The sequence below is a fragment of the Salipaludibacillus neizhouensis genome (assembly GCF_002886185.1).
GTDB lineage: Bacteria > Bacillota > Bacilli > Bacillales > Salisediminibacteriaceae > Salipaludibacillus > Salipaludibacillus neizhouensis.
On the sequence record NZ_KZ614148.1, the window covers coordinates 259,806 to 281,006 of the forward strand.

Sequence of the window (21,201 nt, forward strand, 5' to 3'; positions counted from 1 at the left end):
TCGCAATCAGGCGCAATTCTGTAATAAGGATTGCGCCCTTTCTTTGTGTATAGGGCTATATAGTAGGGGTTCTTTTTATTTATCGTCGAATATGGGTTTGGGAGGTATTTTTGATCAAACTTTATTTCAAAGCTACAGTTGTTTCATTTTCAAATCAGTAGTTAACTGGGAAAAAATAAAGTGGGTGACTGTATGGGCGAGGGGACCAACACTTTCTATAAACTCTTCAGCTTCAGAGAAATTTGCAAACTGTATTTTCAGCATATAGCAGGCCCTTCCTGATATACGGTAACAAAATTCAACGTTCGATAGCTCTTTAATATATTTTTTGAAAGTCTCGTATTCACTATTTTTAATAGTTGCTTCGATGATGCATTGAATAGGAGTCCCTATTTTTTCATGATCAAGTTCGATGGTGTATTTTTTAATGACCCCGTATGATTCCATGTTTCTCACACGTTCGGTGACCGAGGGGGACGACAGGTTAATTCTTCTCCCTAATTCACTCATAGATAACCGGCTGTTTTGGTTTAACTCATCGAGAATTCTGCGATCTATTTCATCTATTTTCATTTTTAATGTCTCTCCTCAAAATACGATAATTATCTAAAGAAAATCGACTAATTTAACTTAATAACTGTATGTTAGAGTCCTATTTTTTATTATAACCTATAAGTATAGGAAGGGGGCATTCAGTTGGCGAGAATTAAGCTATCAGAATATGGTTATACGCCTTTTCAAAGACTTCTAGGACATAATGAAATGGTTATGGAGAAATGGAGGCAACTAGGAATTGTTTTGGAACAGGACGGACTGCTGCCTAAGGATTTAAAAGAACAAGTCAGAAGAACTATGGCACAGGTAAATGGCTGCGAGTATTGTAAGGGAAAAGGAAAGCCAGAACCTGCAAGTTTTAATGAAAAAACATCTATTGCGGTAGGGTTTGCGGAAGTATTTTTAAAACAGAAAGGAAACATATCAAATTCTATTTTTGATCTACTAAGAGAAAGCTTCAGCGATGAAGAAATAAGCGAGTTAAGTGCATTTATTGCGTTTACAACTGCATCACAATCTTTTGGTGCAATGTTGCAATTGGAAGCTAGTAACGAAGATTAATAGGGAGGTATGAACATGCTAAATGGTAAATGTGCGTTACTCATTATCGATGTTCAAAAGGCTTTTGAAGATAAGAAGTGGGGAGAGAGAAATAATCCAAATGCGGAAGAAAGTATTGAACAGATCTTATCTGTATGGAGAAACCTGGGATGGGACATAATTCATGTTCAACACAAATCTAATAAAGTTGACTCTGTTTTTCATCCTAATCATGCAGGTTTTCAAATCAAAGAGATCGTTAAACCAATAAAAGATGAAGTTGTTATCGAAAAGACAGTAAATAGTGCGTTTATAGGTACAGATTTAGAGAATTTGTTAAAAGAAAAACAAATTACACAGGTTGTGGTAACAGGCTTGACGACTCCTCATTGTGTATCTACTTCTACTCGAATGAGTGGGAATTTAGGGTTTGATACGTTTTTAGTTTCTGATGCCACAGCAGCATTTGGTCTGAAGGGGCATGACGGAAGATATTATCGACCAGAGGAAGTACATGACGTTTCGTTAGTTGCGTTAAATGAAGAGTTCGCAACAATTCTTACGACAAATGAGTTGATTGCTAAGCTTAAAATGGAAAAGTTTGGAGTGTTTTAAACAAACGTTTGATTATATTGTTTCCTCATCTCGATTTAAATTTTCATCAAGATAACAAGGTTTTTACTTAGTAAGGAAGAAGTTAACATAAATGAGACTCTACAGACAGGCGGGATATATGAAAATATAATAATAAAAGGGAGAGTATATCTATGAATTCAGAACAAAAAAGTACAATAACAGTTGTTTCAAAAGAAGCATTCCAAGCAGTAGGATTAAAGTGGGAGGGGACGTTTGAGGAAGCGGCTGCTGGTGGAATACGTCATGTTCAGGAAGAGATGCATCGGCGTTTAAAAGAGATTTCACATATTGTAGATTCGAAAACTCTTTTAGGATTATCCTACGATGCCAATCTTGGCGAACTCGGTTTTACACACTACGCGGTTGTTGAGGTGAAGGGAGCAGAGAACATTCCAGCAGAAATGGTTAGTGTAACTGTCCCTTCTTTATCCTATGCAACCAGCGAACATCAAAAGGATCAAAATATTGAATATTCCTATCAAAACTTATATAAGTGGATAAAGGATCAAGGCTTAAAGACAAATAACGATACTCATTTAACTCATTTAGAAAAGTATCCATTGAGTCAAGACCCATATACTTTAGATCCTGCGTTTACAATGATGATTCCAATTGTTTAGTTAATGATAAGCATTTCGTTGTCATCGAATTTCCAGTCAGAGGCAAAGGCTACTTCCCAATAGAACCCGTCTGGATCTGTAAAGTAACCACTATATCCTCCCCAGCTTTGGACCACAGGGGGCTTTACAATCGTTGCGCCTGCTAGTTTCGCTCGTTGCATCACTGCATCAACCTCTTCTTTTGACCGGACATTATGTGCTAGTGTAAAACGTGGGAAGCCAGCAGACACATCTGATGCGGAATCTCCAATCTCTTTTTGAAGATCCGAGAGAGGGAAGAGTTCCAATTTCGTCCCGTTATTATTGAAGAAAACAATCGCTGGTTTTTCCTCTTCGGTAGTGGTTTCAAAACCTAGTCCATCTCGATAAAACGTTAGTGACTTCGAAATATTTTTCACGGCTAAACAAATTAAATGAATACTGTTCATTTTTTTCCCCTTTCATACTTAGATATTTTCTCTTGTACTAACTTTACCTAAATTACCCATTTCATACAATAACAATCTATTGTTTATCACTTGAAAAGTACGAACAATCGTTTTACGATATAGAAGGTGATGAAAAATGGAACTGATAGATTATTCATACAAGAGACGTGGGATGAAGGCATGGTTTGACGACTATCCGAATAGCCCAGTGATTCTCCGCGTAATTGGTCACTATTATATTATTTATCGGATTCTTTGGTCAGAGTGCGACCCTGTAGTAAAGCGGACCGACTTGATCGAAATGGAGAAACTAATAAACCGTGAGCTCGGTACCGAACAGGCTTACTTGTCTCGTAAACGAATGGGTTAGTACCATTCGTTTTTTTAACGAATAGCAGTTTTTCTTACAATACAGGATTGGAGTGTTTCATGATGTACAGTGAAGGTGACGTAACAATTAGGCCAATTGTGGAAAAGGACTTGCCTGCTTTATGGAAATTGAAGTACAAGGATGCCTCTCCTGAATGGAAAAAGTGGGATGCGCCGTACTTTGAGCATCAACAAATTCCTTATCGAGAATATTTGGAATCAAAATCCGAGGTTTTAAATCAAGAAAACTATTGGGTGATTGAAGTAAATGGAGAGGTTATTGGGACAGTCAGTTATTATTGGGAACATAAGCCATCGAACTGGCTGGAAATGGGTATTGGCATTTATGATTCCGGATATTGGAACGGTGGTTATGGCACGAAGGCTTTTCGTCTTTGGATTGATCATTTGTTTCAAAGTTTACCATTGGTACGTGTGGGCTATACTACATGGTCTGGAAACAAACGAATGATTAAACTTGGGGTAAATCTTGGTATGACGATGGAAGCAAGATTAAGAAAATGCCGGTATTACAATGGCGAATATTATGATTCGATAAGAATGGGCTTGTTGCGTGAGGAGTGGCAGTAGGTTCAGGGTTACAGAGATTTCCCTATAAATATATTTAAAGAAGGAACACCAATTCTACGGTGTCCCTTCTACGTTTGCGGTTTTTTCAACATCTAAGTCATAGGCACTATGTAATAGTTTGACTGCCTCAATCCCCCGGTCCTCTGGGATAATGCAAGAGACTTTAATTTCAGAAGTTGTAATCATTTTTATCCGAATATCCTGATCTCCTAATATCTTGAACATTTTCGCTGCGACTCCGGGATTTGTCGTCATGCCTGAACCTATAATTGATATTTTCGCTACATCTTTTTCATAAAAAGCATCCTCAAACTTTAATTCACTTTTGTGTTTGTTTAACTGATCAACTGTTTGCTGTCCTTTCTCTATCCCTACACTGAAAGCAACGTTAATGGTTTCGTGTCCATGTTCACTAAACACGATCATATCAATATTTATTTTTTCTGACGCAAGGTAATCAAATAATTTTGCTATTGTCCCCATGATATTAGGCATTTTTAGAACTTCGACTTTAATAACATCCGTATCATAAGCTACCCCAGTAACCGCGATTGCTTGTTCCAAATCATTTTCCTCCTTTATAAAAGTTCCTTCTTCATCTGAAAAACTGGAACGAACTAAGATTTTCACACCGTGAATTTTTGCAAGTTCCACTGCTCTAGGGTGTATTACAGATGCACCAAGGGTGGCCATTTCAAGCATCTCATTATGGGTGATACACGGGAGCTTTCTTGCATTTGGTACAATTCGTGGGTCGGTACTGTAGACACCCTCAACGTCTGTATTGATTTCACAGTAATCAGCCTTAAGCGCAGCTGCTACAGCAACGCCTGTTGTATCAGAACCACCCCTTCCTAAGGTAGAAATTTCCATATCGTCTGTTACGCCCTGGAATCCGGCGATGATAACAACTTTTCCTTCTCTGAGCGATTCAAACATGCGCTCAGGTTTAATATCAACGATTCTCGCATTTCCGAAGACCGATTCTGTTTCAATCCCAGCTTGCCATCCTGTAAAAGAAATGGAGGGAATCCCTAGTTCAAACAATGCAGCAGATAATAAGGACATGGAAACTTGTTCCCCTGTGGTTAATATCATATCCATTTCCCGCTTAGGGGGATGGTCGGTTACTTCGTACATTAATGATACTAACTCATCTGTTTTATCTCCCATCGCGGAAACGACAACAACCACTTTTTTCTTTTCTTCAAGTGTTTTTTTTACTCGCTTTGCCACATTTTTTATTCGATCTACATTCCCTACAGAGGTTCCACCATATTTTTGGACAACGATACCCATAGAAATTATCCCACCTTCTCTCTTGATCATTCCATATCATTTCACATAGCTTTAACCATTTTGCGAGTGTTTAAAAGAGAACTGTGTTTCCAAAATTAGCGAATAGAATTATTTTCAATAAATGGGGGGAATTATTTTTATAAATATCCGTACTATGACAAAACATAAAGGTATATTTCATAAAAGGTTTAAGGAGGGATCATTCTGGCACAAACGAAATCAGTTGCACTACGAAAACCTCATTTAGATGATGGAGGAGATATCTGGCAGTTGATTAAGAGTACAAAGGTACTCGATTTAAATTCTGCTTATTATTATCTCATTCTATGTAAATATTTTAAGAATACATGTGTTGTTGCAGAAGATGATCATCAAATTGTTGGTTTTGTCTCTGCTTTTATCCACCCTGAAAATTCAAAAGTTCTATTTGTATGGCAAGTGGCCGTCGATCAATCCCAGCGAGGAAAGGGGCTTGCATCTTCTCTTTTAGAAGAAATCGTGAGTAGAGAAGAATGCGCAAGTATTCAATTTATCGAAACAACGATCTCTCCTTCAAATGAAGCTTCGAAGGCGTTATTTAAAAAATTCGCCGATAAATTAGGAATCAAAATGGAAGAAACAGAAACCATTTCTCAAGAAGCATTTCCAAGCGATAACCATGAATCAGAGCAGACGTATCAAATCGGACCTTTCCATTAAATAGTAAACGAGGAGGAAAAGAATCTATTGGCAACTAAAGATGAAAAATCCAACTTAAGTGTGTTTAACGAGCATGAATCAGAAGTGAGAAGTTATTGCCGCAACTTTCCAACCATCTTTGTAAAAGCAAAAGGACATTTGTTATGGGGAAAGGACGGAAAAGAATATATTGATTTTTTTGCTGGAGCCGGAGCATTAAATTATGGGCATAATCATCCGAAAATGAAAGAGAAATTAATAGAACATATTGAAAAAGATGGTGTGACACACGGTCTTGATATGGCAACAGATGCAAAAGAGGATTTGATAAAAAGACTTCAAGAAATAATATTAAAGCCGCGAAACATGGATTATAAAATCATGTTCCCGGGTCCCACAGGTACAAATGCTGTGGAGAGTGCTTTGAAGTTAGCAAGAAAGGTAACCGGGCGAGAAAAGATCATGAATTTTACGAATGCCTTTCATGGTATGACTCTAGGGGCATTAGCCGTCACTGGTAATGAATCGAAAAGGCAAGGCGCAGGTGTGTCTCTTCCAAACACAGTGGTCATGCCTTTTGATAATTTCTTTGGAGACGGTACCGATACGGCCCAATACATTGAACGTTTTTTTGAGAATAAAGGCAGCGGCGTTTCCATACCGGCGGCGATCATATTAGAAACTGTTCAAGGTGAAGGTGGTATTAATGTAGCCAGTTTTGAATGGATAAAACGAATTGGGGACCTATGCAAAAAGTGGGGGATATTTTTAATTATCGATGACATCCAGGCGGGTGTTGGACGTACTGGTCCATTTTTTAGCTTTGAACCTGCTGGAGTTGACCCTGATATTATTTGTTTATCAAAATCAATAGGAGGCTACGGACTGCCATTTGCCCTTACGTTAATGAAACCGGAGCACGACATTTTTAATCCAGGAGAACATAATGGAACGTTTCGTGGGAATAATTTGGCATTCGTAACGGCCACAGAAGCTTTAAATTTTTGGGAGGATGATTCGTTAACCAAAGAAGTGGCTCGAAAAGGAGAAAAAGTACATCAATTTTTAAAAGCACTTGCTGAAAAATATCCTGAATTACATGGTCACGTTCGAGGAAGAGGGTTAATGCAAGGGCTAGTCTGTGATATAGAAGGATTAACGAATACGATAACTGCTACTGCATTTGAAAAAGGATTGATTAGTGAAACGGCAGGAATGAATGATGAGGTTATTAAAGTGATGCCACCATTAACAATAGATGATGAGGCATTGGATAAAGGATTAGCGATTCTGGAAGAAAGCATTAAAGAAACATTAAGTAAGAAGGGTTAGGGACCAAGGTTTTACTTACTAAGACAGTCTTAATCTTTCGTAAAAAAAGCTACTATAGATATAATAAAATCAATACGCATGGGATTTAACATAAGATCCCATGCGTATTTGTCTTGTTCATTACAAAAGAGTTGTAATAATTATTAGAAACGATGTGGAGTCAATGAGAGAAGTGCCAACAATATATAAGGTATTTGGATATATATGCTAAAGTAGATGTGGAGAGAAGTAAGACAGTGGTACTGCTCGTTAATTTAATAAGAGTAAAAAAATACAGGGGGGGAAAAGCAATGAAAGTTAGAGAAATAGAAACATCCGATGCAGAAAAATTAGCAAACCTTACTAAGCGAGTTGATGAAAGTTCGCAGTATATGCTTTGGGAATCTGGAGAAAGAGATATCCAAGCCAAAAACCAATTAACAATGATTAAAGGTATGAAGGATGCTGAGAACTCTACGATACTTGTTGCTGAAAAAGATAATGATTTGGTTGGCTACTTGATAGCTATAGGCGGGAATGCGCGAAGGAATAGGTATTCCGCTTACATTGTTACTGGGATTTTAAAAGCCTATAGAGGACAAGGAATTGGGACAAAATTATTTAACGAACTGGAACAATGGGCTGCTAGTAACAATATTAGAAGGTTAGAACTAACAGTCGTCACTAAGAACGAAGGAGGTTTAAGGTTGTATAAAAAGGTAGGATTTGAAATGGAAGGGATAAAAAGAAATTCATTGATTATAGATGGGGATTTTGTTGATGAATACTATATGTCGAAACTCTTATAATAAAACTTCTTAAAGAAAGTAAATGAAAGGTAAATTAAATATGCCAATAATTAAACACAATATTTTTATCAGCGCACCAATCCATGTTTGTTTTGACCTTACGAGAAACATAGATGTACATACAGAAACAACGAGTAAAACAAAGGAAAGAGCGATTGATGGTGTCACAGTTGGACTTATGGAAAATGGCGATACAGTAACTTGGGAAGCTACCCATTTTGGAGTGAAACAAAAATTAACAGCTAAGATAATAGAGATGGAAAAACCATTTAAATTTACAGATATAATGCTAAAGGGAGCATTTCGCTCATTTACGCATACACACGAATTTATAGAAAGTGGCACAGGGACTATTATGAAAGATACCTTTTCTTATAAAGCTCCTTTTGGCATTCTCGGAATAATAGCGGATAGATTATTTTTAGAAAAATATATGAGGAATTTTATCGTGAATCGTGCAAAAGAGTTAAAGAGAAGAGCTGAAAAAAAGTAATGAAACCACTTCAATATTAAAAAACAGAACGCTTGGATATGAAATCCAAGCGTTCGTTTTTATTCTAGAACATCCTCATTCCAACAGGCTGTGTGTTCCCAGGGTTTTATCTTTTGTTGTTCTTGCTTTTCTAGGTAAAGAGAATAGGTAACATTCTCGAATTCCTTTTTCAGCTCGTCGCATTCAAAAACGTGAGAAATAATATCATCCTTGCTAAAGGACATTTCTGTTACTTCAGGTTCGACAGCAATGGTTACGTCTTCAAAAGAATGTCTTAATAATCGGGTTTCATCACTATTCAAGGGTGAAGTCTCTTTTCCATCCGGATTAAATGTGTTTTCACTATTTGGATGAATCAATAGCTCAGTAAAGAACGTTTCCACCAACTTTTTTTCGTGCTCATTTTGAACAATAATTTGCAACGGGTACACCTTCTTTCATCAAGAAATGGTTTTTAGTAACTGTAGACCTTCACCAACTTAGAGTGTACATATTGAATATATTTAACCATGGAACAGCTTGATTGATTTAAAACATTCATTTGGGTTGACTTCGTAAAAAGACTTAGTGATTTGTTTTAACAAATATAGGTTGAACAAGCACCGCTGCCTATTTGTCAAACATAGGATACGAGAGACAATAAAAACTAGGAGGATGTTCAAGAGATGGATCAACCGCTTTATTATTACAATTACAATCCTTATGATGGATATTTTCGAGGAGAGCCTGATACACATTTAGTCAACGATATTCAAACAGCATTGAATGGCGAGCTAAGAGCTTTTAATCGAAATGAAAATTTAATAAATAAGGCTGATACAAAAGAACTGAAGAAAAGAATAGCGGAGATGCAGAAAGATGAACAGGATCATATAAAAGCATTCAGATCAATCTATTCTAATTTAACGGGACGCCAACCAACAATAGAAAAGACAGTCAGCTATCCAAAGGATCTCATAGAAGGTTTAGAATCAGCGTTTAAGGAAGAACAAGAAACGGTTGATTTCTATTTAGATATTGCTGATAGGGCGCAGGATATGAAAATAAAAGAAATGTTTGGCCGGGCTGCATCAAACAAACAAAATCATGCAGTATGGTTGTTGTATTATTTTCATCTGAAAGGACATTAGCAAAAGTCAGCTTGGGAACGGGTAGGAAGGGGGGGAATGATGAAAATAAGTCAAACGAAAGACTATGAATTAGTTGCCAAACTAAATAAACACGTCCACGTTTTGCATGCTGATTTATACCCTCAGTACTTTATGCCATACAATTACAAAGCAATAAAAGAAACGTTTAAGAATGTTTTTCAAATACCGAAGTACACGTTTCTACTATTAGAAGATAACGATGAAGCCGTTGGTTATGCTTGGATAGAAATGAGGAATTATCCTGAGAATGTATTTGTAAAAGGATATCGTTCTATCTATGTGCATCAAATAAGTATTGCGGAGACTAAGCAAAATAAAGGCTACGGATCACGGTTAATGGAAAAAATTTATGATATCGCTAAAAGTAAAGGAATTCATCTAGTAGAACTAGAGTACTGGTATGATAACGATGCAGCAAAAGAGTTTTATGAAAAACATAATTTCACCAATTATCGCGAATTTGTGAACAAGCGATTATAGCATATAAATGAGAGACTTCCCGATCGGTAGAAAAACTTTTGGGAAGTCTTTTAGAAGTTGGTGTTTTCCTTTAAACAGAGGAGCTCGAATCCGCTCTAAGCATATGCTTAGATCGCGCCTATTCATTCTCCATTTTTATCGTTTTAATGGGGAGATTTAGGGAATCAAGTGATTTCTTTAATTGTTCACTTGAAAAGTTCTTTTTCGGTATTATCTCTAAATGGCGCTTCGTCTTAAAAATAGGAGTCCCTCTATAAAAACCGGTAAGTTGCCTTAACTTTTCGGACTCTTCTGTCGTTAAATCTCTCTTAAATACAACATCCATCATCATTTACCCTCCTAATACTATGTTACCCAGAAGGAAGTCTTTCAATAATACATTTTAGGTTGGAAATCTATCATTTAACTAATAAAATAGGTATATTCACATGTTTCATAACTTTGTGACTAACTTTGCCAAGAATCATTGTTTGAACCTTGCTTCTGCCGCGACTACCTAAAATAAAACAATCGAAAGAATTTTCATTGGCATATTGAATCATCGTTTCTGCCGGCAAACCGTGTAAAATAGTTATTTTCGAGAAAATACCGACTTTTTTAAATTTATCTCTAAAAACCGATAACATTTTTTCTCTTATTTTTAGTACTGAGCTAGAATCCCCATATTGCAAGACATCGGATTTAGATTTATTTACATCCACAACATAAACAATTTCAATACACGAATGACCAGTTAGTTTAGCTAGTTCGATTGCTTTATCTGCAGCACGATGTGAGTGGTCAGAACCGTCAGTGGCCAACAATAACTTCGAGAACATAACAGACCTCCATAGATCAAGTTTCACTTGAAAATATTTTAATGATCTGAAGCTCTCAATTGGCTGCCGACTACACCAGTAAGAGTACTATAAGCCCCAGAATGTTGTACCCTCAATATAATGGCCTCAGATAACTCCATTATAACCCTTTTTAACGCTTTCATTAACAAGAAAATGAAAAATCATCTCCCTATGGTTAAATTATGTGGATTCCCTGTTAGGCTAAATCAACTTCCTTTCGCTCCTTCAAAGTCTTTTTCGAAAATAACAAAGAGAGTTAAACGAAAGATAATATTTCGCAAACATTTGAATACATTGTATTATACCGAATGCTTGGCTCTAATTTTTCGTTTGGATAATAATCAAATGGGGTGAACGACTGATGGATCTATTAGATATGATTTTGAGAACGATTCCCGGTTTTTGGGAAGCCGCCTGGATAACCTTAAAAATCACCTTTGTTTCAGTTGTTATAGGAGGTATTTTAGGAGTTTTTATATCTTTACTACGAAGTTCTTCCTCAAATATTTTGTGTGGTATTGCTCGAGTGTACATTTCTTTTATTCAAGGGATTCCATTGATTGTTCAGATCTCCATTTTATATTTCGGTATCTCATCCGTTTTTGATTTATCAAATTTTTGGGCAGGTGCCATTGCACTTGGAATATACAGCAGTACATCGATTGCAGGAATATTTCGACGTTCCATGCAACGTGTGGATCAAGGTCAGATGGAGGCAGCAAAATCATTAGGTATGAACAAACGTCAAATTGTTGGAAGTGTCATTGGTCCACAAGCATTAAAACTTTCCATTGCTCCAATGGCTAACCAATTCATTATAACTTTGAAAGATTCTTCTCTCGTTTATATTATTGGTATTGCAGATATATTTGCATTTGCCAATCGAGAAGGGGCAAATTCATTCCAGCAATTTGAAGCGTATTTAACGGCTGGATTATACTATTTAATTTTAGTTTCCGTATTTTCATATGTTGCCTATAAGTTAGAAAATCATTTTGATACAGAAAAACGAAATCAGCGACCGATACAAGGTGGAGATTCGATTCTTAACTAAAGAAAAGATTTTAGAGAAATGCCCTATTAAAGCGGGCTTTTTTTGCTGTTGCAAAAAAGTATGGTTGTTGGAAAATTTAATGTGTTTAGACTGTAGTTATAGTTCATCAACAATAAATGAAAGCGCTTATATTTTTAGCAGGTGAAGTATTTATGCATGCTATTAGTTTCTTTCAAAATAAGAGGAGGAAAATAACATGAAATTGACCTGGATGGAAGACAATCCTACCCAAAAATCTGGAGTAGCATGGGGTGTTCCTTGGGCAAAAGGAAAACTCAACCGCGAGGATTCGCTTGTGTTACAAAAAGAAACAGGGGAACTTGTAAGAATTCAATCATGGCCAACTGCATACTGGCCTGATGGAAGTATTAAATGGACAGGACAAGCTGCTGTTATCGATGGTATCAGCGCGAAATCGTATGAGTTAAAGGTGACCGCGAACAAGACAAAAAACGAGGATATGTCGGTGAAGGACAGTCATCAGACAATTGAAATAGACACCGGTAATATGACGTGTGTTCTTCATAAAAAAGGAAAAACTCTCATTAAGAGCTTGACCATGAATGGTGTGGAAAAAGGTAAGGAAGGGAAATTAATCGCAGTAACAGAGCGTCGAACGGTAAAGGGAAACGAGTCGATCAGAAGTACTCAACAGCATGATGGGGAAATCATAAGTGTCGAAGTGGAGCAAGTTGGCCCCGTCAGAACTGTAGTTAAAGTGGAAGGTGAACATACCCCCTCTGATCCGTCTGCGAAGATGCCGTTTATCGTAAGGTTATACTTGTATGCCGAAACAGAAACAATCCGAATAGTACATACGTTTCTCTACGATGGAGATGCGGAAAACCATTTCATAAAAGGGCTCGGGATAGAGATTAGCCCTAGTATTACTGGGGAGGCTTGGAATCGTCATGTTCATGTTACAGGAGATACAGGTGTTTACTCAGAACCAGCCCAGTTAGTGCAAACGAGAAGATTCAAAGGAGCAAATGGATTATACAAAAAACAAATTGACGGAGAGATTCTTCAGGAAGAATTAGAATCCTCGCTAAAAGCACATGTTATTGAGAACGCAATCTGGAACGATTTTAAGGTGGTGCAGGATTCGGCCACACATTATAAGTTTGTGAAACGAACGAATGACGGCTATTCATGGATTGATTCCCTTCACGGTAAAAGGTCTCGGGGTGTGATGTATGCCGGTGGAGAAACGGGAGGAATAGCTGCAGGGATAAAGGATTTCTGGCAAAAGCATCCTTCTGCTTTGGAAGTGAATAAGTTAAGCACAGATGAAGCAAAAATGACACTTTGGTTTTGGTCTCCAGATGGTGAAATAATGGACTTTCGTCATTATAGTGAACATACACATGTAACAAGCGCTTATGAAGGTTTTGACGAGATGAGAGCAACGCCAAAAGGAATAGCTAATACGAGTGAAGCTTATTTAAAATGTTATACAGAAGCCCCTGCTCATCAAGAGCTTGAGCAACTCACGACTGACTGGCAAGCACCACCTTTACTCGTTTGTGAACCGGAATATTATTATGAGACAGAAGCAACAGGCGTTTGGAGTCTGCCAAACTACCAAAACCCGGCAAAAGCGAATCTGGAAAAACAGTTAGACGCTGCTTTTACTTATTATAAAAAAGAAATTGACCAGCGAAGTTGGTATGGTTATTGGAATTATGGTGATGTGATGCATACATATGATGCAGTTAGACACCAATGGAACTATGATATGGGAGGATTCGCTTGGCAAAATACTGAGCTCGTTCCAAACCTGTGGTTATGGTACTCCTTTTTTCGCACAGGACGCAAAGATATTTTTAAGATGGCTGAGGCGATGACTCGTCACACAAGTGAAGTGGACCAGTATCATTTAGGTGAGTATGCTGGACTAGGCTCGCGACATAATGTAAGTCACTGGGGATGCGGTTGTAAGGAAGCTAGAATAAGTATGGCTGGTCTTCATAAGTATTATTATTTCCTGACTACAGATGAGCGCACAAGAGATCTACTTGAGGATGTGCGGGATGCTGAGCAAGCAACAGTTAATTTAGATCCGATGAGAGAATTTTTCCCTAAGGATGAACATCCTACCCATGCCAGAGTTGGTCCGGATTGGGCGGCCTTTTGTTCGAATTGGTTCTCAGAATGGGAAAGAACAGAGGACAAGAAATACCGCGATAAACTCATGACTGGAATGAATGATCTGAAGCAGTTGCCTTTCCGGCTCTTATCAGGGCCTACGTTTGGTTTTGATCCAAAGACGTCTCACCTTCATCATTTAGGGGACGGAAACTCCGGAGGATACCATATGGTAATCGCTTTCGGAGCACCTCAAGTGTGGATGGAAATGGCTCATGTAATGAAAGACGAAGAGTGGAAAGATATGCTCGTGGAATTTGGTCAATTCTACTTGTATTCCGATGCAGAAAAAAGAGAGAAGAGCGAGGGGATTCTCTCTGATGAGAAGTTTCACTGGCCAATGTTTGCAGCAGGAATGGGTGCTTATGCGGCAGCAAAAAAACAAGATAGCGAGATGGCGAGAAAAACATGGAACTTGCTGTTGAATAAAGAAACAAGTCATACTCCGTTACCGATTGAGACCGAAGTTGTTTCCGGATGGACAGAAATCGAGGAAATCCCTTGGATAACGACTAATACGATTTCTCAATGGTGCTTAAATACAATTACAGCTCTTGAATTGATAGGAGACTGCCTACCGGAGTTGGACGAAGAGAAGTGATTGCAAGGAATCGGAAGGTTCATGGATTCTATGGAAAGGGAGCGGTCCTCTTCCAAACTAGCTTCCGTAATAACAAACCAACTAAATAGATAATAAATGATAACATCAGCCTAATAATAAAAAGTCATTTTAGACTAGGAGTGAAAAAATGCGTTACCTGAAGTTTAAAACCGGAGATTGTATCTATGAGAATTCATTATCCACTCTCGATCATATTAAAGACTGGAAGTTAGAGGGGCAGGCCAAGTATTCTATAAACGACAAGCGACTTCTGTTAGAAAATGAATTGGATCCCGATATCCATGGGGATAACGCCCACTGGGTATTGTGGTGCCCGATAAATTTTCCAGATAAGATAGCCATAGAATGGGAGTTTTATCCGATTCAGGAACCTGGATTATGTATGCTCTTTTTTGCAGCGAATGGGAAAGAAGGAGAGGACATATTTGATCCATCCTTGCCGGAAAGGTCAGGTAAATACCCTCAATATCATTCCGGAGCTTTGAATGCTTTGCATCTCTCCTATTTCAGACATAAGCATGCTTCAGAACGGGCATTTCGAACCTGTAATTTACGTAAAAGTTATGGTTTTCACCTCGTTGCACAAGGAGCCGATCCACTCCCACCGGTCGAGGACGCAATCTCGCCTTATTCGATGAAAGTGGTTAAATACGAGGGATTTGTTCAATTTTCAATCAATGGATTGCCGGTATTAGAGTGGGAAGATCAAGGAGAAGCCTATGGAACAATGTTAGAAGGCGGTAGAATTGGTTTTCGTCAAATGGCTCCGATGAAAGCTGCTTATGCAAATTTAAAGGTTTATAAGGTAATAAAACAAGAATAGAACGCTAATGAGTTAATTTTAAGTTCAATTGAGAAAGTGAAAGAATTAATTTCACTTCCTAGATGGTAAATAAATGTAATTTTTCAAAGAGGATAACCTTATGAAGCCTTGTTAGAATAGGGAAAACCTCTTTTTTGTAATACTTTATGTTTAAACTGTCATATTTTTATAATATAGAAGACAAAATACCTATTTATAAGAAGGTCTTGAGAAGAGTAATCCTCTTTTTAAGGCCTTTTAGTTTAGGTTAATTATCTTTTCTTCATAAATACTAACGATAAGTAATAGGAAATTGGACTTATTTTGATGCTTTTAAATACTCCTTACAAAAATTTAGTGAAGGTTTGAAGGTTTATTCAAGTGGAATAACCTCACTACAAGTCAAAAAGTAAAATTTTAAAAGGAGTTGAATCACCATGTCGAAAACGGATGATAAACAGTCAGAAGAAACTCAGAATAAGTCTTTAAATTATGTGCTAGTAGGTACTGCTGTCGGAGCGAGTGCAGGGTTATTATCAAGTAGCGATAAAGGTAGAAAAGTGTTGATGACAATGGCTTCATCACCAGCAATGAAATCAGTAGGCCAAGAATTTAGAAATTCAATTCAAGATATGATCACTGAGCAAGCTCTAAGTAGTGTGAAGAGTTCACTCTCAAGCTACCTTCATAAAGCGGAAGAGAAAATGCCTCTTCCAGATAAAGTTACAAACAAAGTAGAAGAAAAGTTAGCAATTGATGAAGGAGAAAATTCCGAGACAAGTCAGACGGAAGAAGAGTCTTCTGATGAAGAAAGTTCGGATACGAGCGAGTCTGATGGTTATGAAGAATTAAAAGAAGAAAATAAAGACTTAAATGGACGCTTGGACAAAATTGAGGAAATGTTGACCAAATTAACGGAATCGAAGTAAAGGTGATAGGTAGAAAATAAAACTAGGAGGTTACAACCATGGCAGAACAGGAACGAAATGAGCAGGTTGAACAAGAAGAAGAACAGGAGCAGAGTGGAAGCGATAATAACAGCTCAAAGCCCATTAAGGGAGCAATAACAGGTTCCATCGTTGGAGCTGCTGTTGGATATATGGTCACTCCGGAAAATCGGGAAAAGATTAAAGAAGGCGTAAAAAATTTCGATGGAGATGAGTGGAAATCTAAAGGTACTGATTTTGGGAATTCTGCTAAAGATAAAGCGAAATCTACTATGGATTCATTCAAGGGAGTAAAAGCAAAGTTCTTCGGTTCGAATGAAGAATCCGAAGAAAATGAAGATTCCTCAAATGAGGAGAATGGGGGTAATCAGGAAAACGAAACTTCCGAGGATTATCAATCATTGAAAGAGGAAAACAGTGCTCTTGGAGACAGGCTTTCGAAAATAGAAGAAACATTGACTAAGTTGGTAGAAGGAAATTCTGATTCTGAAGAAGAAGACCCATCGCAGGAGTCTGAAGAGGAAGAAGAAAAAGAAGAAGAGCCGTCTGCGGAGTCTAAGAAAGAAGAGGAAGAAGAAAAGGAAGACCCATCGGCAGCGTCTCAAGAAGAAGAGGAAGAAAAAGAAGAAAAAGAAGAGTCACCAGCTGAATCTGAAGAGAATGAAGAAGAGTCTCCTTCAAACGAAAAATCAGAAGAGAAAGAAGAGGACAATAAAACAACATCGGTTAAGAAAAAATCCTCCACTTCCAAAAGAAAAACAGATGGACAAGCAAAGAAAAAATCAAATTCTGGAACAAGAGCCAAATCAAGTGGGTCTACTGAGTCTAAAAGTTCAGCAAGTTAATTAAAGGTATTTCATAAAAAATAATGTGCCTTAAATTTAAAAGAGAAGAGGTGGTGTTATGAGTGAGAGAAACACTCATCCTAATACGGACAATATACTTCAGCTACTTACAGAAACAGCCAATACGAAAGACTACACTGTCGATATAACACTTAATGTAAAAGGCTCAGTGGTTACCGGGACAGTGGTATCTGCGATGACTTATCTTGAAGAAATAGCTGGCGAATTTTCAGAAGAAAATGATATAGAACAGACAATTTATGAAAAGTTGATGGAAGCAGCCTCCAACCTGAAGGACGAAGAGGCTCCTGAGACGAACTACGTTCACTTAAAAGATGCAAAACTATTTAGTGAATCCGGCAAGTCTTTGCCCTCAAATGGATCAGTCCTCTGGCGCGGGAAATTAAGTGATATCGACGGATTTTTTCTAGGTAAAATAACTACTGAAGAGTAGAGCTCCACTATTCACGTTTCTTTAATTCTATTATCTGATAGCAGTTTCCGTTTAACTTTATGTTGTTAGCTACATGGCGATTAAGATTGTAGAAAGACTCTATAACTATGAAAAGAGAGGTGGTGTCAACGAAAATATGTCCGAAGAAGAAAAGAATGATCAGGATTCTTTAATATCAGGTGACACGGCAAAGAAAGCCCTAGTTGCAGGTGGAGCAGGTCTCGCAGGTAGTGCAGCCTTAATGGCGAATAAAGACATCCGTAAAAAAACGAAAAAGTCTTTTAAAGCGGTAAAGGAAGAGGTCAAAGGCCAAGCGAAAGACCAAGCCAAAGACGTTGTAGATGACATGCCGAAAACAAAAAATGCGGCTGCAGCTTCGGTTGTCGGGAAGAAGTTTTATGACACCTTTGAGCAAGTACGCGAAGCAAAAGATGATATAAAAGAAAATTTTGAAGGTGTCGGCGATAAGCTCAAGGATAAGGCAGAAGAGTTTAAAGATAGTGCGCAAGATGCTAAAGGTAAGTTAAAGGATCAAGTTGAGAATGCGAAAGAAGAAATAAAAGATAATGAAATTACTAATCCTGGCGGAAGCGGGGGGAGTTCTGACGACGGAATTAAAAAAGCCAGTGATTTAAAAGGGTATTCCGGCGTAAAAGGGTATGCAGATATAAAAGGCGCCAGCAGTATAAGAGGCGTTAACCAGATTAAAAAACCTTAAAGGAGAGATATGAAAATGGCTATTCAAAAAAGTACAGATTCTTCAAGTTTAGCAGAAGTAGTTGACCGAATTCTAGATAAGGGTGTTGTCATCGACTTGTACGCAAGAGTATCACTAGTTGGTATTGAATTAATCACAATTGAAGCGCGTGTAGTTATTGCAAGTGTCGATACTTGGTTACGTTATGCCGAAGCAGTAGGTCTTTTAAGAGATGAAGTTCAAGGTGAAATAGATATGGAAACCTCTGACAGAGGACAAGAACAACTTAATTTTGCATAAGCAATACAAGAACGTCATAAGGCGGCATATGTGATCAGCATATGCCCGCCTCTATTTCCAAGAAAAGGCGGGATTTAAATTGAAATTAGAAGAGATTATGGATGCTATTAATTCTTTCTTTGAAAAACATGTTAAGCCTGTTCACCGTACAACTTCGGTGGTTAACCAAGGGAAGTATTGGGAGGTAGGCGTGGAGGTCATTGAAGAAAAAGAATACATGAAAAGGTATGGTCGCGACCAGCTCATTGGGGAATACGTGGCAAGATTAAATGATAACCTTGAAGTAATTTCATTTGAGCGAAAAGGTCTTAGACAACGAACTTCTGTGATTCAAGAGGAAGTTGAAGGGAGGTAAATTTGTTGGCTAATACAACGAGTAAAAACAGACACCAATCTCAAACGAGAAGAAGTGAGCCTTCAAAAGGAAAAGAAAGTGCAGTACGAACCTCAAGGAAAGGGGCTCCAAGAAGCCGTCCAGATAAAACACTGGATACACGTGCTGAAAGAATGAAAAAGAGATCGGAGAAAAATACAGAAACGTCCCCAAGTAAGACTAGTGAACATCAATCATCATCCGGACGAACCAAAAATCAAGGCAACAAACCAATTAACCGTGCTGATTTTGTTGAAACGGAAAAAGTTAAAGAGTTAACTAGCAGAATGAAGCCTTATCTTCAGGCGGGTTATCCTTTGCATTTAACAGGGCCTACGGGAGTTGGTAAAACAGCCATTGCTCTTCATTTAGCTGCTCAGTTTGATAAACCAATAATGCTCTTGCACGGAAATCATGAAATGAATAATGTTGATCTTATCGGTGGAGTCTCAGGTTTTACTAGTGACAAGTTAATTGATAACTTTGTCCGTCAAGTTTATAAAAAACAGACGGAAGTAAAAGAGAAATGGAATCCCGGCCGACTCGTTGAAGCTGCCCAAAAGGGATATACGCTTATCTATGATGAATTTTCTCGTTCCTCTCCTGAAACAAATAATCTGTTTCTGTCAATCTTAGAGGAAGGTATACTTCCACTTTATGGAACTAAGCAAAATCAATCGTTCATGAAAGTGCATAAAGACTTTCGTGTGATTTTTACATCGAATCCGGAGGAGTATGCCGGGGTATTTGATACACAGGATGCTTTACTAGATCGCTTGATAACAATTGAGATAGAGCATGATAAAAAGGCAGAACGAGAAATTCTTCGGGAAAAATGTGGTGTTCTAGCCAAAGAAGCAGACCTTATTCTTAAGATCACAGGAAAGGTCAGAACAGCATGTGTAGATGAGAATAAACACGGACCCAGTTTAAGAGCTTCGTTGATGATTGCGACAATATGTAAGAAATCCGATATCACAATATCTCAAGAAAATAAAAAGTTCACCAGAGTTTGCAAGGATATTCTATCGACACATTTAATGAAGTGCACGGAACAAAATAATCTTCTTGAAGCAGAGAAGTGGTTTGAGAAAGAAATTAGTTAATGGCAGAAAACACAGGAGGAAGGAGAGAGTTGATATGAGTAAGGACACCGGAGTTTATTTATTTGCGGTAGTAAAGGCAGAAACTGTAGGCGATCTAGAATCTGTAACACTTGCGGGGGAGGAAAGAGAAATATTTTTTGTTCCCTATAAAAACCAAGTGATGGTAGTAGCCGAAGCACCTGTACAAATCTATGAACCAAATCGTGAAAATCTCAAAAGTCATCAGCAAGTAGTAGCTGAGTTGATGAAGCGAACAACCGTAATCCCAATGAGTTTTGGGAATGTATTAGAAACAGAGAAAGATGCACTTATACTATTAGAACGATTATATGAAAAATTCGAATCTATTTTCCCAAAAATAGAAAATAAAATCGAAGTTGGTTTAAAAATAATTGGTAAAAAAGAATGGATGACTGAGCAGGCTGGTCAGCAAGCGGACTTGGCCAAAATGAAACAATCTTTTCAAGGGAAGAAAGATGAAGCAACTCACTATGACAAAATTCGAATTGGCGAAGCGGCCCAAAAATTTGTAAAGGGAATCCACTTTGAATTCGAAGAAGAAGTATTTCAACCATTGGCTAAAATTGCGGATGCTGCAAAAAGTAATGAAGTAATCGGGGAAAGAATGTTGTTGAATGCATCTTTTCTCGTCGATCGTTCAAAGGAGGAAGAGTTTGATAAACAAGTCGATGAGTTTCATGATAAGTGGAAAGACCGTGCAGACTTTAAATATACAGGTCCATGGCCAGCCTATAATTTTATTGATGTGAAAATAAAAGCGGAAGATGCGTCATGATTCACAAACTGTTTACATGGCCAATCGACACAGTACGTTTTGTTGGTGAAAAAGTTCAAGAAGAAGTGGACAAACAATTATATGACGTTGATCATATCCAGCAAAAACTCGTACATTTAGAAATGATGTTGGAAATGGATGAAATATCAGAAGAAGTTTATGAGAAGCAGCAAGTAGAACTTATGGGTAGGTACCGGATAGCAAAAGAGAAAGAACAAGCACAACTTAGAGAATCATTAGAGGATGGCCGATAATGAT

At 37.8% G+C, this 21,201-nt stretch carries 29 protein-coding genes; 23 read left to right on the top strand and 6 right to left on the bottom strand.

Annotated elements, in window-relative coordinates; all coding sequences use genetic code 11:
* Nucleotides 1-132: 132 nt before the first annotated feature.
* The gene (locus tag CEF18_RS24150) at nt 133-573 is read right to left on the bottom strand and encodes an Lrp/AsnC family transcriptional regulator (RefSeq protein ID WP_110939047.1); all 441 of its coding nucleotides are present in this window, start codon (nt 571-573) and stop codon (nt 133-135) included.
* A 123-nt stretch (nt 574-696) separates the two neighbouring features.
* Between CEF18_RS24150 and CEF18_RS24155 the strand changes: the two genes are divergently transcribed.
* The 3 genes from CEF18_RS24155 (at nt 697) to CEF18_RS24165 (ending at nt 2,351) form a co-directional block, all read left to right on the top strand.
* Nucleotides 697-1,116 (top strand): carboxymuconolactone decarboxylase family protein, encoded by a 420-nt coding sequence (locus CEF18_RS24155; RefSeq protein ID WP_110939048.1) that lies wholly within the window; start codon nt 697-699, stop codon nt 1,114-1,116.
* 15 nt (nt 1,117-1,131) lie between these two features.
* On the top strand, nt 1,132-1,710 hold the full coding sequence (locus tag CEF18_RS24160) for a cysteine hydrolase family protein (RefSeq protein ID WP_110939049.1): 579 nt from the start codon (nt 1,132-1,134) through the stop codon (nt 1,708-1,710).
* 152 nt (nt 1,711-1,862) lie between these two features.
* The gene (locus CEF18_RS24165) at nt 1,863-2,351 is read left to right on the top strand and encodes a GyrI-like domain-containing protein (protein WP_110939050.1); all 489 of its coding nucleotides are present in this window, start codon (nt 1,863-1,865) and stop codon (nt 2,349-2,351) included.
* Here the strand turns inward: CEF18_RS24165 and CEF18_RS24170 are convergent.
* A complete protein-coding gene (locus CEF18_RS24170) occupies nt 2,348-2,779 on the bottom strand; it encodes a VOC family protein (protein ID WP_110939051.1) in 432 nt (143 codons plus the stop codon). The genes CEF18_RS24165 and CEF18_RS24170 overlap by 4 nt on opposite strands.
* A 136-nt stretch (nt 2,780-2,915) precedes the next feature.
* On the opposite strand from CEF18_RS24170, the gene CEF18_RS24175 reads away from it, so the two are divergent.
* Both CEF18_RS24175 and CEF18_RS24180 read left to right on the top strand, forming a co-directional pair.
* Nucleotides 2,916-3,149, top strand: a complete 234-nt coding sequence (locus CEF18_RS24175; RefSeq protein ID WP_110939052.1) for a hypothetical protein — start codon at nt 2,916-2,918, stop codon at nt 3,147-3,149.
* A gap of 62 nt (nt 3,150-3,211) precedes the next feature.
* The gene (locus tag CEF18_RS24180) at nt 3,212-3,739 is read left to right on the top strand and encodes a GNAT family N-acetyltransferase (RefSeq protein WP_110939053.1); all 528 of its coding nucleotides are present in this window, start codon (nt 3,212-3,214) and stop codon (nt 3,737-3,739) included.
* A gap of 54 nt (nt 3,740-3,793) precedes the next feature.
* Here the strand turns inward: CEF18_RS24180 and CEF18_RS24185 are convergent, their stop codons facing one another.
* Entirely contained in the window at nt 3,794-5,038 is a 1,245-nt protein-coding gene (locus CEF18_RS24185; protein WP_110939054.1) for an aspartate kinase, read from the bottom strand.
* Nucleotides 5,039-5,242: 204 nt separating this feature from the next.
* On the opposite strand from CEF18_RS24185, the gene ectA reads away from it, so the two are divergent.
* The 4 genes from ectA to CEF18_RS24205 all read left to right on the top strand — a co-directional run bounded on the left by ectA (nt 5,243) and on the right by CEF18_RS24205 (nt 8,329).
* The gene (gene ectA / locus CEF18_RS24190; RefSeq protein ID WP_110939055.1) at nt 5,243-5,737 is read left to right on the top strand and encodes a diaminobutyrate acetyltransferase; all 495 of its coding nucleotides are present in this window, start codon (nt 5,243-5,245) and stop codon (nt 5,735-5,737) included.
* A gap of 27 nt (nt 5,738-5,764) precedes the next feature.
* Nucleotides 5,765-7,048, top strand: a complete 1,284-nt coding sequence (gene ectB / locus CEF18_RS24195; RefSeq protein ID WP_110939056.1) for a diaminobutyrate--2-oxoglutarate transaminase — start codon at nt 5,765-5,767, stop codon at nt 7,046-7,048.
* Between the two features lie 290 nt (nt 7,049-7,338).
* Nucleotides 7,339-7,836: a GNAT family N-acetyltransferase gene (locus CEF18_RS24200; RefSeq protein WP_110939057.1), complete on the top strand. Its 498-nt coding sequence runs from the start codon at nt 7,339-7,341 to the stop codon at nt 7,834-7,836.
* Nucleotides 7,837-7,876: 40 nt separating this feature from the next.
* On the top strand, nt 7,877-8,329 hold the full coding sequence (locus CEF18_RS24205) for an SRPBCC family protein (protein WP_110939058.1): 453 nt from the start codon (nt 7,877-7,879) through the stop codon (nt 8,327-8,329).
* Nucleotides 8,330-8,388: 59 nt separating this feature from the next.
* On the opposite strand, the gene CEF18_RS24210 is transcribed toward CEF18_RS24205, so the two are convergent.
* A complete protein-coding gene (locus tag CEF18_RS24210) occupies nt 8,389-8,751 on the bottom strand; it encodes a hypothetical protein (protein ID WP_110939059.1) in 363 nt (120 codons plus the stop codon).
* Between the two features lie 243 nt (nt 8,752-8,994).
* Between CEF18_RS24210 and CEF18_RS24215 the strand changes: the two genes are divergently transcribed.
* Complete coding sequence (locus CEF18_RS24215; protein WP_110939060.1) at nt 8,995-9,459, top strand: ferritin family protein; 465 nt, start codon at nt 8,995-8,997, stop codon at nt 9,457-9,459.
* A 36-nt stretch (nt 9,460-9,495) separates the two neighbouring features.
* Complete coding sequence (locus tag CEF18_RS24220; protein ID WP_317624111.1) at nt 9,496-9,960, top strand: GNAT family N-acetyltransferase; 465 nt, start codon at nt 9,496-9,498, stop codon at nt 9,958-9,960.
* A 118-nt stretch (nt 9,961-10,078) separates the two neighbouring features.
* Here CEF18_RS24220 and CEF18_RS24225 read toward each other — a convergent pair whose 3' ends face one another.
* Both CEF18_RS24225 and CEF18_RS24230 read right to left on the bottom strand, forming a co-directional pair.
* Entirely contained in the window at nt 10,079-10,288 is a 210-nt protein-coding gene (locus CEF18_RS24225; RefSeq protein WP_110939062.1) for a hypothetical protein, read from the bottom strand.
* Nucleotides 10,289-10,358: 70 nt separating this feature from the next.
* Entirely contained in the window at nt 10,359-10,778 is a 420-nt protein-coding gene (locus CEF18_RS24230; RefSeq protein WP_110939063.1) for a universal stress protein, read from the bottom strand.
* Between the two features lie 382 nt (nt 10,779-11,160).
* Here CEF18_RS24230 and CEF18_RS24235 point away from each other — a divergent pair, with 382 nt between their 5' ends.
* The 12 genes from CEF18_RS24235 (at nt 11,161) to CEF18_RS24290 (ending at nt 21,197) form a co-directional block, all read left to right on the top strand.
* Entirely contained in the window at nt 11,161-11,853 is a 693-nt protein-coding gene (locus tag CEF18_RS24235) for an amino acid ABC transporter permease (protein ID WP_110939064.1), read from the top strand.
* A 196-nt stretch (nt 11,854-12,049) separates the two neighbouring features.
* Nucleotides 12,050-14,602, top strand: a complete 2,553-nt coding sequence (locus tag CEF18_RS24240) for an exo-rhamnogalacturonan lyase family protein (protein ID WP_110939065.1) — start codon at nt 12,050-12,052, stop codon at nt 14,600-14,602.
* 148 nt (nt 14,603-14,750) lie between these two features.
* Nucleotides 14,751-15,446 carry a DUF1961 family protein gene (locus CEF18_RS24245; protein ID WP_110939066.1) on the top strand — a complete coding sequence of 232 codons (696 nt, stop codon included), beginning with the start codon at nt 14,751-14,753 and terminating at the stop codon, nt 15,444-15,446.
* A gap of 416 nt (nt 15,447-15,862) precedes the next feature.
* The gene (locus tag CEF18_RS24250; protein WP_110939067.1) at nt 15,863-16,354 is read left to right on the top strand and encodes a hypothetical protein; all 492 of its coding nucleotides are present in this window, start codon (nt 15,863-15,865) and stop codon (nt 16,352-16,354) included.
* A 38-nt stretch (nt 16,355-16,392) separates the two neighbouring features.
* Nucleotides 16,393-17,217: a YtxH domain-containing protein gene (gene gvpT, locus CEF18_RS24255; RefSeq protein WP_110939068.1), complete on the top strand. Its 825-nt coding sequence runs from the start codon at nt 16,393-16,395 to the stop codon at nt 17,215-17,217.
* Nucleotides 17,218-17,275: 58 nt separating this feature from the next.
* Nucleotides 17,276-17,671, top strand: coding sequence for a gas vesicle accessory protein GvpU (gene gvpU / locus CEF18_RS24260; protein ID WP_110939069.1), 396 nt, complete (start codon nt 17,276-17,278; stop codon nt 17,669-17,671).
* A gap of 136 nt (nt 17,672-17,807) precedes the next feature.
* Nucleotides 17,808-18,389: a YtxH domain-containing protein gene (locus CEF18_RS24265; RefSeq protein WP_110939070.1), complete on the top strand. Its 582-nt coding sequence runs from the start codon at nt 17,808-17,810 to the stop codon at nt 18,387-18,389.
* 15 nt (nt 18,390-18,404) lie between these two features.
* On the top strand, nt 18,405-18,668 hold the full coding sequence (gvpA, locus tag CEF18_RS24270; protein ID WP_110939071.1) for a gas vesicle structural protein GvpA: 264 nt from the start codon (nt 18,405-18,407) through the stop codon (nt 18,666-18,668).
* Nucleotides 18,669-18,747: 79 nt separating this feature from the next.
* Nucleotides 18,748-19,023, top strand: coding sequence for a gas vesicle protein GvpR (locus CEF18_RS24275; protein WP_110939072.1), 276 nt, complete (start codon nt 18,748-18,750; stop codon nt 19,021-19,023).
* A gap of 5 nt (nt 19,024-19,028) precedes the next feature.
* On the top strand, nt 19,029-20,147 hold the full coding sequence (gvpN, locus tag CEF18_RS24280) for a gas vesicle protein GvpN (protein WP_223292470.1): 1,119 nt from the start codon (nt 19,029-19,031) through the stop codon (nt 20,145-20,147).
* A gap of 34 nt (nt 20,148-20,181) precedes the next feature.
* Entirely contained in the window at nt 20,182-20,943 is a 762-nt protein-coding gene (locus CEF18_RS24285; protein ID WP_110939073.1) for a GvpL/GvpF family gas vesicle protein, read from the top strand.
* On the top strand, nt 20,940-21,197 hold the full coding sequence (locus CEF18_RS24290; protein ID WP_110939074.1) for a gas vesicle protein GvpG: 258 nt from the start codon (nt 20,940-20,942) through the stop codon (nt 21,195-21,197). The genes CEF18_RS24285 and CEF18_RS24290 overlap by 4 nt, the downstream gene beginning before the upstream one ends.
* The last annotated feature ends 4 nt before the right edge of the window (nt 21,198-21,201 follow it).

Bases quoted from the DNA above. Each gene is read 5' to 3' on its own strand.
- CEF18_RS24150 (WP_110939047.1), bottom strand. From the start codon at position 573: ATGAAAATAGATGAAATAGATCGCAGAATTCTCGATGAGTTAAACCAA.
- CEF18_RS24160 (WP_110939049.1), top strand. From the start codon at position 1,132: ATGCTAAATGGTAAATGTGCGTTACTCATTATCGATGTTCAAAAGGCT.
- CEF18_RS24165 (WP_110939050.1), top strand. From the start codon at position 1,863: ATGAATTCAGAACAAAAAAGTACAATAACAGTTGTTTCAAAAGAAGCA.
- CEF18_RS24170 (WP_110939051.1), bottom strand. From the start codon at position 2,779: ATGAACAGTATTCATTTAATTTGTTTAGCCGTGAAAAATATTTCGAAG.
- CEF18_RS24175 (WP_110939052.1), top strand. From the start codon at position 2,916: ATGGAACTGATAGATTATTCATACAAGAGACGTGGGATGAAGGCATGG.
- CEF18_RS24180 (WP_110939053.1), top strand. From the start codon at position 3,212: ATGTACAGTGAAGGTGACGTAACAATTAGGCCAATTGTGGAAAAGGAC.
- CEF18_RS24185 (WP_110939054.1), bottom strand. From the start codon at position 5,038: ATGGGTATCGTTGTCCAAAAATATGGTGGAACCTCTGTAGGGAATGTA.
- CEF18_RS24200 (WP_110939057.1), top strand. From the start codon at position 7,339: ATGAAAGTTAGAGAAATAGAAACATCCGATGCAGAAAAATTAGCAAAC.
- CEF18_RS24205 (WP_110939058.1), top strand. From the start codon at position 7,877: ATGCCAATAATTAAACACAATATTTTTATCAGCGCACCAATCCATGTT.
- CEF18_RS24215 (WP_110939060.1), top strand. From the start codon at position 8,995: ATGGATCAACCGCTTTATTATTACAATTACAATCCTTATGATGGATAT.
- CEF18_RS24220 (WP_317624111.1), top strand. From the start codon at position 9,496: ATGATGAAAATAAGTCAAACGAAAGACTATGAATTAGTTGCCAAACTA.
- CEF18_RS24225 (WP_110939062.1), bottom strand. From the start codon at position 10,288: ATGATGGATGTTGTATTTAAGAGAGATTTAACGACAGAAGAGTCCGAA.
- CEF18_RS24230 (WP_110939063.1), bottom strand. From the start codon at position 10,778: ATGTTCTCGAAGTTATTGTTGGCCACTGACGGTTCTGACCACTCACAT.
- CEF18_RS24235 (WP_110939064.1), top strand. From the start codon at position 11,161: ATGGATCTATTAGATATGATTTTGAGAACGATTCCCGGTTTTTGGGAA.
- CEF18_RS24240 (WP_110939065.1), top strand. From the start codon at position 12,050: ATGAAATTGACCTGGATGGAAGACAATCCTACCCAAAAATCTGGAGTA.
- CEF18_RS24245 (WP_110939066.1), top strand. From the start codon at position 14,751: ATGCGTTACCTGAAGTTTAAAACCGGAGATTGTATCTATGAGAATTCA.
- CEF18_RS24250 (WP_110939067.1), top strand. From the start codon at position 15,863: ATGTCGAAAACGGATGATAAACAGTCAGAAGAAACTCAGAATAAGTCT.
- gvpT (WP_110939068.1), top strand. From the start codon at position 16,393: ATGGCAGAACAGGAACGAAATGAGCAGGTTGAACAAGAAGAAGAACAG.
- gvpU (WP_110939069.1), top strand. From the start codon at position 17,276: ATGAGTGAGAGAAACACTCATCCTAATACGGACAATATACTTCAGCTA.
- CEF18_RS24265 (WP_110939070.1), top strand. From the start codon at position 17,808: ATGTCCGAAGAAGAAAAGAATGATCAGGATTCTTTAATATCAGGTGAC.
- gvpA (WP_110939071.1), top strand. From the start codon at position 18,405: ATGGCTATTCAAAAAAGTACAGATTCTTCAAGTTTAGCAGAAGTAGTT.
- CEF18_RS24285 (WP_110939073.1), top strand. From the start codon at position 20,182: ATGAGTAAGGACACCGGAGTTTATTTATTTGCGGTAGTAAAGGCAGAA.
- CEF18_RS24290 (WP_110939074.1), top strand. From the start codon at position 20,940: ATGATTCACAAACTGTTTACATGGCCAATCGACACAGTACGTTTTGTT.